At 53.1% G+C, this 2,954-nt stretch carries 2 protein-coding genes; one reads left to right on the top strand and one right to left on the bottom strand.

The features are described 5' to 3' along the window. Positions 1-121: 121 nt before the first annotated feature. Positions 122-1,021 (top strand): transporter substrate-binding domain-containing protein, encoded by a 900-nt coding sequence (locus RCH09_RS19500; RefSeq protein WP_326942803.1) that lies wholly within the window; start codon positions 122-124, stop codon positions 1,019-1,021. A gap of 56 nt (positions 1,022-1,077) precedes the next feature. Here the strand turns inward: RCH09_RS19500 and RCH09_RS19495 are convergent, their stop codons facing one another. After that, a complete protein-coding gene (locus RCH09_RS19495; protein ID WP_326942802.1) occupies positions 1,078-2,736 on the bottom strand; it encodes a methyl-accepting chemotaxis protein in 1,659 nt (552 codons plus the stop codon). Positions 2,737-2,954: the final 218 nt, after the last annotated feature.

Genomic DNA, 2,954 nt, shown 5'->3' with positions numbered 1-2,954 from the left:
GTGGCGTTTGTGTTGATGAGTGTGTTTCTCGATAACTTACATTTTATCAATCACTTACGGCATTCTTGCCCTTTTTTATGCAAAATTCAGGCTAGTAATTGGTTCTTTAATTGGAAATTTTATGAAATTAAAACTTGTTGCCCTCTCGGTTGTACTGCTTGCCACTACCGGCGCTTTTGCCCAGAGCGCTGACACGCTGGCCAAGGTGAAAGCCTCGGGTGTGATCACCATGGGGGTGCGTGACTCGTCGGGTGCGCTTTCCTACGCGTTGGGTGATGGAAAGTACACCGGCTACCATGTTGAAATTTGCCAGCGCATCTTGGCCAGCGTGGAAAAGGCGGCTGAGCGCAAGCTCGACATCAAATACCAGCCCGTGACCTCGCAAAACCGAATTGCCCTGTTACAAAAGGGCACGGTGGACATCGAATGCGGCTCGACCACCAACAATGCCATCCGCAAAAAAGACGTGACGTTTGTCAACACCACCTTTGTCGAAGAAGTGCGCATTGCGGTCAAGGCCAATTCGGGCATCACCTCGATTGCCCAGCTGAACGGCAAGAACATTGCCACCACGACCGGCACCACGTCGGTTCAGACATTACGCAAGAACAAGCGTGCCACCGGTCTTGAATTTAAGGAAGTTTTTGGTATGGACCATTCGGAGAGTTTTCTGTTGCTTGAATCAGACCGCGCCGATGCGTTCATCATGGACGGCTCCATTCTGGCCAGTAAGATCGCCACTGCCAAAAATCCTGCTGACTTTAAAATTGTCGGTGAAGTGCTGAGCATTGAGCCAATTGCCATCATGATCCGCAAGGACGACCCACTACTTAAAAGGCTGGCCGACGAGACAGTGAGCAATCTAATCAAGTCGGGCGAAATGAACAAGCTCTACACAAAATGGTTCCTGTCGCCAATTCCACCTAAAGACACCAAGGTCGGCCTGGCACTAAATGCCAGCACCAAAGCCGCCTGGGATGCGCCGAACGATAAGTCAACGGAAGATTACGTGCAAAAGTAAGCTGCCTGATTTGAAAAACAAACCCCGCCAGTCACCGCGCACTGGCGGGGTTTTTTTTACCGTGCAGAAATGGCGCGTTTGGCGCGGGGCGGCTGCGGGTGTGCGGGGGCATGCTGCATATCTGCAGTGCGCTGGCGCACTGGTGCCTGATGGTGTTGGCTGTCATCGAGCTTGAACACGCTGACCACTTGGCTTAAGCTGCTGGCTTGTTCTTGCAGCGAAGTGGCAGCTGCTGCTGCTTCTTCAACCAGGGCTGCATTTTGCTGCGTCACCTGATCCATCTGCGTGATGGCCTGATTGATTTGTTCAATGCCCTGGGTCTGCTCACGACTTGCCGCCTCGATCTCGGCCATGATGTCGGTCACGCGGCGCACGCTGCCAACGATCTCGTCCATCGTTTTACCTGCCTCGGCTACTTGCCGGCTGCCTTCTTCAACCTTACCTACCGAGTCACCGATTAAGGTTTTGATCTCTTTGGCTGCGGCTGCACTTCTTTGCGCCAGGTTTCTGACTTCTGCTGCAACTACGGCAAAGCCTCTGCCTTGTTCGCCAGCTCGGGCCGCTTCGACCGCCGCATTGAGCGCCAGGATATTGGTCTGGAAAGCGATGCCGTCGATGACGCCAATGATGTCAACGATTTTCTTGGATGAGGTGTTGATCGCATCCATCGTCTGCACTACTTGGGAAACCACCGCGCCGCCTTTGATAGCGACGCTTGAAGCGGATGCGGCCAGCTGGTTGGCTTGCCTAGCGTTATCAGCGTTTTGTTTGACTGTGGAGGTTATCTCTTCCATAGACGCTGCGGTTTCTTCGAGCGAAGAGGCTTGCTGCTCTGTCCGGCTGGACAGGTCTTGGTTGCCGGTAGCGATTTGGCTGGAGGCAGTAGCGATCGTTTGCGTGCCTATTTGGACTTGGCTAACCACGCGCACTAGGCCATCATTCATGTCTTTCAGCGCCTGCATCAGGTCGCCGATTTCATCGGCCACCGGCGCGTCGAACACGGTGGTCAGGTCGCCGCAAGCAACGGTGCCAGCAACACCTATGGCCGCGCGCAGCGGCACCGTGATGCTGCGCGCAATCAGATAGGCGCACAAAGCGCCTATCGCTACCATCAGCACGTTGAGCGCGACCATCAGCCGATAGCTGCGCGAGTTAGCTTGTTCGATTTCGATCGCGATGGCATTGATGCTGTTGCGCTGGAAAGTTAGTAGTTTCAGCGCGCTGTCTTTGTACGCGTCAGCTGCCTGCACGAAGCGCTCTTTGAAAAGGCTGTCGGAGAGTTCGGAATTGTTGGCCTTTTTTGCGTCCATCACCTCATTCTTGACAATCTGGTATTTGGCGCGCATCGCGGTCGTTTCAGCAAAGACGGCTTTTTCCTCGTCGCTGCTAGGCAATGCTTCAATTTGCTTGAGCAGACTAGCGCCTTTTTTGGTTCCGGCAGCAATCGGTTCGGAGAATACTGTAGCGATCGTGTCGTCGGTGCTGCGGGCAATGATGGTAGTGCGTTCGATGGCCGAGTAAATCAGCAGGTACAGGTCGGCCGCTAGGCGTTCTTTGGCAAGCGGCTGATCCATCATGAGCTTGGTGTTAATGGCTGTGTCGCTCGCGTTTTTCAGCGCAAACATGGTCGAGAAAATGGACAGCAGGAGGATGACACTGAAGCCGATTGCCAAGCGTTTGCCGATGCGCAGCCGGTACAAGATGGGGATGGTCATGGTGGAGATCCGATCAAATGAAATTAAAATAAATTCAGATCAATATCCCTCGACAATGATTTGAACTTCAACGAGGTCTGGTTTTGGTGTGGTCATGGCGGATTTTTTAAGAAGTGAAAAAAACTAAGGAAACGCGGAACAAATCGAATTCCGCCTGTTCGACGGCGTAGCGCGGATTTTTTGTTCGCGTTACGTCGAACGTTTGCGATTTTTCCTGT

Source organism: Actimicrobium sp. GrIS 1.19, from assembly GCF_035984655.1.
Lineage (GTDB): Bacteria > Pseudomonadota > Gammaproteobacteria > Burkholderiales > Burkholderiaceae_D > Actimicrobium.
Note: the sequence above shows the minus strand (reverse complement) of the source record. Positions and strands in the feature narration are given on the sequence as shown.